At 58.2% G+C, this 6,699-nt stretch carries 7 protein-coding genes and 1 pseudogene; 3 read left to right on the top strand and 5 right to left on the bottom strand.

The window, feature by feature from the left end:
- Positions 1 to 119: 119 nt before the first annotated feature.
- Positions 120 to 962 (top strand): annotated as a pseudogene (locus CFB82_RS40685) (helix-hairpin-helix domain-containing protein); the annotation flags it as partial.
- Between the two features lie 49 nt (positions 963 to 1,011).
- On the opposite strand, the gene CFB82_RS40680 reads toward CFB82_RS40685, so the two are convergent.
- A complete protein-coding gene (locus CFB82_RS40680) occupies positions 1,012 to 2,415 on the bottom strand; it encodes a replication initiation protein (protein ID WP_089487852.1) in 1,404 nt (467 codons plus the stop codon).
- 716 nt (positions 2,416 to 3,131) lie between these two features.
- Here CFB82_RS40680 and CFB82_RS40675 point away from each other — a divergent pair.
- Both CFB82_RS40675 and CFB82_RS40670 read left to right on the top strand, forming a co-directional pair.
- Entirely contained in the window at positions 3,132 to 4,337 is a 1,206-nt protein-coding gene (locus CFB82_RS40675) for a ParA family protein (RefSeq protein WP_089487853.1), read from the top strand.
- Positions 4,334 to 5,308 carry a ParB/RepB/Spo0J family partition protein gene (locus CFB82_RS40670; protein WP_089487851.1) on the top strand — a complete coding sequence of 325 codons (975 nt, stop codon included), beginning with the start codon at positions 4,334 to 4,336 and terminating at the stop codon, positions 5,306 to 5,308. Before CFB82_RS40675 ends, CFB82_RS40670 begins: the two co-directional genes overlap by 4 nt.
- A 210-nt stretch (positions 5,309 to 5,518) precedes the next feature.
- Here CFB82_RS40670 and CFB82_RS40665 read toward each other — a convergent pair whose 3' ends face one another.
- From CFB82_RS40665 to CFB82_RS43795, 4 genes are all read right to left on the bottom strand, one after another.
- Positions 5,519 to 5,932 (bottom strand): PIN domain-containing protein, encoded by a 414-nt coding sequence (locus CFB82_RS40665; protein WP_089487850.1) that lies wholly within the window; start codon positions 5,930 to 5,932, stop codon positions 5,519 to 5,521.
- Positions 5,932 to 6,150 (bottom strand): AbrB/MazE/SpoVT family DNA-binding domain-containing protein, encoded by a 219-nt coding sequence (locus tag CFB82_RS40660; protein WP_089487849.1) that lies wholly within the window; start codon positions 6,148 to 6,150, stop codon positions 5,932 to 5,934. The genes CFB82_RS40665 and CFB82_RS40660 overlap by 1 nt, the downstream gene beginning before the upstream one ends.
- Positions 6,151 to 6,275: 125 nt before the next feature.
- Positions 6,276 to 6,464, bottom strand: a complete 189-nt coding sequence (locus CFB82_RS40655) for a hypothetical protein (RefSeq protein ID WP_089487848.1) — start codon at positions 6,462 to 6,464, stop codon at positions 6,276 to 6,278.
- Between the two features lie 7 nt (positions 6,465 to 6,471).
- Positions 6,472 to 6,699 (bottom strand): hypothetical protein (locus CFB82_RS43795; RefSeq protein ID WP_218829094.1); only part of this gene is annotated, 228 nt, incomplete at its 5' end.

The following is a 6,699-nucleotide window of genomic DNA, read 5'->3' as shown; positions in this document are numbered from 1 at the left end:
CCGCGGACTTAAAATTCGCTGCGCTCTAATCGGCGCGTGCCGGTTCGACTCCGGCTCCGGGCACCATTACCGATGAAGTCCGAACAAGTGAATTGGATTCGCCGCGATGGAAAAGCACAATAGGATGCCAGCCGATGGGCTTCTACACCCCGTCGCAGCTGCTGCAGGACGCGAAGCGTCGCGGCGTCCAGGTGCTGCCCGTCGACGTGAATGTCAGCACGTGGGATTCGGCGATCGAAGGGTCGACGACGTCGGCGCCCGTGCGCCTCGGTTTCTCACTGCTGAACGGCATGCGGGAGGACACGGCCGGCCGTATCGAGCTCGCGCGCGCTGTGCGCCCGTTCGTCGACGTCGCGGATCTCGCGCGCCGGGCGCAACTTGATCGGCACGACCTGCAGGTGCTCGCGCGCGCGAATGCGCTGCGCTCGCTCGCAGGCGGCAACCGACGCGCGGCGCTCTGGCTGGCAGCCGCCGCGGTGCCCGATCGAGATCTACTGCGCGGTACCGAACGCGACGACGCGGTGCCGATGCTGCCGCAGGCCTCCGAGGGAACCGAGATCGTGACGGACTATCGCGCGATGGGATTCACGCTCGGCCGGCACCCGCTGGCACTGCTGCGCGAGCGCCTGACGCTCGATCGCCTACAGCCGGCCGACCAGTTGGCGACGCTGCGGAGCGGGCAGCTCGCCCGCGCTTGCGGACTGGTCACGGTTCGGCAGCGTCCTGGCACGGCCAACGGCGTGCTGTTCATGACGCTCGAGGACGAGACTAGCCAGGTGAACGTGATTCTCTGGCCGCAACTGCTGGAGACGTATCGGAAGGAGGCGCTCGGCGCGGCATTGCTCGCCGTCTACGGCGTGTGGCAAGCCGAGGGCAAGGTGCGGCACCTGATTGCGCGCAAGCTCGTCGACCGGACTGAGCTACTCGGGGCGCTGCCGACGTCAGCGCGCGAGTTTTGCTAGAACTAACAGGGGTAGGCCGCATTTAGCTTCAGGGAAGCTACTAACTGAATTAAGTGCCCGTGGTCCTTCTCGCGGCAGGACGCGTCTTCATAAAAATGGCCTGTCCAAGACCGCTCCGCAGCAAAGGTGCAGCAAGGATGTCCTCGATTGTCGCAGTGGCCTTATCAATTCCATTGCGTGTCATCAGGAATCCGTTAGTTGGCGCATGGACAAAGTCCCGGAACCACTCGTCCTGCTGTTCCTGTGGCGCGGCCAAAAACTGTGAAATACCTTGCTCTGACTCGCTTGCGTTTCTGTCTCGCGCAGCAAGCTCCACCGCGGACACATGCAACTGTAGTTGAACGTCGCGCGTGCGAGCTTCCGCATCTCTCTCCTGTTCGCTCAGGTCTAGGGTTTGTTGCGCCTGGGCGTTAACACGCTCTAACTCAGACAACTTACGGCCGTTCTTTATCGCGTCCAGGCAGTAGCCTCGGACTGTTTTGAGCTTGCCTTGCTCAGCCTTCGCCTTGGTGTAGTCGTAGGCATTCCGCAATCGCTCGACCGTATAAAACGCTCGGTCCTGGTCTATCTTGTCGATGTCGGACTGCGAGAGGCCTGCTCCGTCCATCAATAACCGGTAAGCTTCAATCCGGTCGTCGGGCACATGGAAAAGCGCATCGAGTGGCGCTTTGCGCGTGATGCGGAAGCGCGTGAAACCAGTTTTCCGCGTCCCTGGTAGGTTCTTCGTGTCCGACCGAAGGCGCGTGATTTCCAAATGTGAGTGCTGATTGATCTGGCGTATCGCCGGTTCAATGTGATCTCGATTGAAATACTTGTACTCGACGGGCCCACTCGCCTTACTGTCGAGCCACCCCTTCATCTCTTCCGTGGAGAAGTACTCCGTAACCACTTCATCTTGAGACGCGTACGGCACCAGGTGATCGTAGAGAACTCGGGCGAATGTCGTGTTGAATTGAGTCGTGACACGCAGGCTCAACCAATGGGTCTTTTGCGGTCCGCGCAACAACGGCACAATTTCCGGCGGCACACGAAACCGAATCCGACCATCCTCGATCGAGACGCGGTTGATCAACTGCAACGAACCGAAAGGATGCGCATCTTCACTTCCGACAGGACCGGTCACCTGAATCAGTGCCTTCTGCGCAGCGGTGATCGCGTCGCGCAGGTTGCGATTGCTGTTACCTGCCGGGTAGCGCATTAGCCATTTGAAGAAGCCGAGATCCTCGTCGTATATCGCTTCTTCAGTCTCACGTTGCGCAACGATGAAGTATGCAGCGTCTATCAGTCGCCTTCCGAGTACCGTGAGATCGAGGATTCGGACCAGGAGATTATTTCTCAGGAACCCAATGTCCGCCTGTGCCGTTTCAATCGGTCGATAACCCTCGTCCGCGGCTGCAGAGAATAACTCCAGAGCGAGTTGTTGCGACGTTGCGAGTTGGCCCGGCTCGGACATTCCCTCTTCTTCCTCATGCGGTGATCGTCATCGGGCTGCACATTACGCGCGCGCCCGGTGTGCTGTCAAGGGAAACGCCTCACCGCTTGCGGGCGGTGACACGCCCCCGCACTCCTTTTCGCGTCAAAAGGCTCACCGCTCGAGCGGCAAAATCATCACCGTGCGGCAAAAGCACCACCGTTCGGACGGCAATAGACTCTCATGGGCCGCTATTCACATCCCCAGAGCCGCCAAAAGGCTCACCGAACCGACCATAAAGCATTGATTTAAAACGGAAGACAATCCTGCTGTGGGTTTGTCGGTGCTGGTTTACTAAGGCTACGTACTGACCGCACACCTCGGGCGAGAATCGCCGGAACGCCCGTAGGTACGGGGCAAATTCAGGTTCGGCATCGCCCAGAAACCACTTGAGGCCACGTACAACGGTCAACGCTGGGTTGATGAGCGGTGAGCCTTTTGCCGCACTCTCTATTTCGGAGGTGGTTGGTCAACGGATAGCAAGTGTGTCTGGACGTCTGTCGCAATGTTCGTCAAAGCCTTGATTACATGTGGACTGTTGCGCCTAAACGCCAAAACACGATCGTGCAGCCGAATCTTCTAGCAAACTTTCGACCAGACGCGTATTCTTGGGTTCGATTCAAAGAATCAGCAAACCCAAGAATTTTGTGGAAAGCCAGAAATACCGTGCTTTCCAAAAACTGATGAGGACACCCACGATGAAGATGAGTGAGTTGCCAGCTGTCGACCGTCGCGTCAATCTGTCCGACCTAAGCCAGTTCGCTGCGCGGCTAGAAATGAAGACGAAGGATCTTCGGGAAGAGATTCTCGCACCGCGCCCTCGAAAGAGTCCGCCGGTCTTCACAACGAGTGAGCTCGCAGAACTCTGCGGCCTCGAGCGCAACAAGATGCAATACCACTACAACCGCGAGACCAACCCACTCCCTGCGGGAGAGCCGCAAGGTAATGGCCGGTCGCGACTGTTCACTCTAGCGGAGGCTCGCCGTTGGGTACAAGAGGCATCCAGCATCTGGCAGTCGCCGGTGAAAACGGGCGATGGGACCCACCATGCCGCGGTACTGTCGACAGCAAACTTCAAGGGCGGATCATGTAAAACGACGACCGCCATGTGTATTGCTCAAGGTCTGTCTCTTCGGGGCCGTAAGGTGCTTTTGGTTGACCTCGATCCGCAGGCATCGCTTTCGGAGCTCTGTGGTCTCTACGCGGAGAAAGACGTGACATGGGAAGATACCGTCCTGCCGTACATCTACGAACCGGACAAAGTGACTCTTGCCGAAAAAGTCCAGAGTACATACTGGGACGGTATCGATCTTATTCCGGCGAACAACTTCATGCACGACGCGGAGTTTTTCATTCCAAGTCAGGTTGTCGGAAACTCGAAGTATGAATTTTGGGCGGTGCTCCGTAAGGGACTTGAGCCCCTTCGCTCTCAGTACGACTACATCGTTTTGGACAGCGCGCCGTCCTTGTCATATCTGACGATGAACGGAATGATCGCTGCTGACGCTTTGGTTATGCCGCTCGTTCCGGAAAGCCTCGACTTCATTTCTTCTGTCTCCTTCTGGACATTGTTTTCGGCGGTAGCGGAGACGTTCTCAAAGCATGAAGTCCAGAAGAGCTACGACTTTGTTTCAGTGCTTCTGTCGAAAGTCGACAACGCAAGTACTTCGTCTTCACACATCGTTCGTGACTGGGCACGTCAGGCGTATGAGGAATGGCTTTCGGCGATCGAAATCCCGGCATCGAGCGTGATGAGCAATGGTGCCCTCGCGTTTTCAACCGTCTTTGATCTGTCGAGGGGAGATGCGGTCGCAAAGACTCTTGCGCGTATTCGACAACCACTAACGGACTATTGCCGATGGATTGACGATCAGTACGTCGCGAAGTGGAGGGGCGCGCAATGAGTAACCTCCGCGACAGGATGAAGGCGAAGACGGCGAATATGAAGGCGACGAGCGAGTACGATACGCCAGCGGTCGTCAATTCCACGGGGGCTCGCACTGCGCCCGGGATGGCTGCTGCATTAGCGAGCGCGAATCGCCGAATTGAGGAACTGGAAACCTCTGGACCTCCGTCGGAGTTGCCCGTTGCAGAGATCGTTCCGAACCCATGGCAACCACGGCGGATCTTCAACGAAGCGAAGATGACGCAACTCGCGGAGTCGATCCGTGAGGCTGGTTTGACTCAGCCAATCGTTGTCCGAAAATCCACAACTGGATATCAGATTGTGGCGGGCGAGCGGCGCTGGCGGGCGCACAAGATGAACGGGATGGACACGATCAAAGTTACGATCGTGGACATTTCCGACGAGGAAATGGCGATGCTCGCTTTGGTCGAGAACGTCGTGCGCGACGATCTGTCCGACTATGAGATCTCGAGGTCGATTCGGGAGACTGAAAAGGAGTTCCCGAACAAGAAGCGGATGGCCGAGGCTTTGGGTATTAATCGGACGATGCTGTATAGGTATTTGGCGTTCGGTGAGCTGCCCGAGTTCATCACTCGCGATCTAGAGGCAAATCCTCGACTCCTTGGCTCGAATGGCGCGTTTGATTTGGCCGCTGTTCTAAAGGACAAGGGACGGAAGGCTCACGAGATTGCGACGACGCTGTGGGCACAAGTCGTAGCCGGGGATTTGGACCAAACCAAGCTCGCTAAGGCGCTGAAGGACGCACTAGATAGCGATGGGAAATCGACGTCGGTCACTGACCGCAGCATAGAGAAGATCTTCTCAGGAAAGGCTCAAGCTGGATCAATCACGAAGGACTCGGGCGGACTTTCTGTCAAGATCAAAGCAGGTGCCCTGACTCCCGAGATGGAAGAAAAAATTCGCACTTTCGTGGCGACCTTGTTTTCCGCCAGCAACCAAGCGGAGTAGGCTTGGCTCACATAAAAAAGTCCGCCTAACGCGGACTTTTTTTATGGGTGTTCTAATAGAACACCCGGCCATAAACCTTCCCTGGCTGCTGGAGTTTGTGACCCTAGTCAAAGAGTCTCGCCACGAAGCGCCTGAAAAAGTGTTCTATTAGAACACTCTCGCTGTCGCCCGAGGAGTCGGCGACTGGGCTTCAATCTCAAAAGCCTGAACTCAGCTGCACGCACCCGCGCTAATAATCATGGCGCCAGGCAAGCGAGCTGCACGCTGGTCGAACGTGAGCAGCGGCGCTCGGCCTGTGGCGCCGGCCTGACCGACGTGCAGGCAATCCGCGAAATCCCCGCCATGCTCGCGGTACAAGTGCAACGCGCGTTCGAGCGCACCTTCTGCCTCAAAGCTCAGCTCACGCGTCTCGAGTAGCGCGGTCAACGCGGCCAAGATTTGCAGGCGATCGAACCGGTAGCGGGACCGCAGCACCCATTCGAGCTCGAGCATCACGGTGACCGGTACGTAAAACGCCTCGGCTTGCCCAGCCGAGGCGGCAAACAGTTCGCGTATCCGCTCGACCTGGTCGACATCGTCGTTGGTGAGCCAGCGCACGAGGACGTTGGTATCGAGACTGGGCATCAGGCGTCGCCCATCCGCATTGCGTCAGTCGGCACACTGGTCGTCGACGGCAGCGTGCCCTGCAGATCGAGCAGACTCCGGGTCTTCGCACGCAGGATGACCGTCCCATCGTCGAGGGGGGTAAACACGATCCGTACGCCGGCCGCGAGGCCAAGCGCGTGCCGGATCCCGGCGGGCAACGTCAATTGCCCCTTACTGGTGAGCGTGGCTTCAAACATGATTCCTCCTTACATTTGAGATCATTGTAAGGCGGCTGGCTCGTGTTCGCAAGGCGAGCGCGCCCGAGGGAGGCGACCTGCCGGATATCCGTCCGCAGGTTGGGCCGCCGTCGCAACCGGCGGAACTACCGGGTCGCGAAGGTCGACCGAAGGTGCTCGTACGGTGGCGTCGCCGACAACAGTTGGCAGAAGCCGTCGAGGAACGCGACTGCAGTCTTCACGCTCCACTCGGCCGCGCCGTGGCCAATCACGCGGTCTGGGAAATAGGGATTCCCCTTGCCGGTCAGCGGGTTGTCCGCGAAATAGTCGGACATGCGAAATTCAGGCGGTCGTTTCGAGCTGCGCGCAACGCGACCTCGTCGCGAGTTGAATCGCGCGCGTCAACACCGCCGCCCATCGAAATGGCGATCGCAAGGGTACGTCAACCCGTAATTGCCGGGTTATGGTGAGGAAATAATGCGCGAAAGCCGCGCTTTTGACGTGCCGAAGCAAGCGCAACGAGACTGGCCCGATGCCCAGTCGGGCAATCGCGCGCAGCAACCAGCGCAG

Source organism: Burkholderia sp. HI2714, from assembly GCF_002223085.1.
Taxonomy (GTDB): domain Bacteria; phylum Pseudomonadota; class Gammaproteobacteria; order Burkholderiales; family Burkholderiaceae; genus Burkholderia; species Burkholderia lata_D.
The sequence above is the reverse complement of the archived record's forward strand: the minus strand, read 5'-3'. Positions and strand labels throughout refer to the sequence as shown.

Excerpts from the sequence above, each read along its gene's own strand:
- CFB82_RS40680 (WP_089487852.1), bottom strand. The coding sequence starts at position 2,415 with ATGTCCGAGCCGGGCCAACTCGCAACGTCGCAACAACTCGCTCTGGAG.
- CFB82_RS40670 (WP_089487851.1), top strand. The coding sequence starts at position 4,334 with ATGAGTAACCTCCGCGACAGGATGAAGGCGAAGACGGCGAATATGAAG.
- CFB82_RS40655 (WP_089487848.1), bottom strand. The coding sequence starts at position 6,464 with ATGTCCGACTATTTCGCGGACAACCCGCTGACCGGCAAGGGGAATCCC.
- CFB82_RS40660 (WP_089487849.1), bottom strand. The coding sequence starts at position 6,150 with ATGTTTGAAGCCACGCTCACCAGTAAGGGGCAATTGACGTTGCCCGCC.
- CFB82_RS40665 (WP_089487850.1), bottom strand. The coding sequence starts at position 5,932 with ATGCCCAGTCTCGATACCAACGTCCTCGTGCGCTGGCTCACCAACGAC.
- CFB82_RS40675 (WP_089487853.1), top strand. The coding sequence starts at position 3,132 with ATGAAGATGAGTGAGTTGCCAGCTGTCGACCGTCGCGTCAATCTGTCC.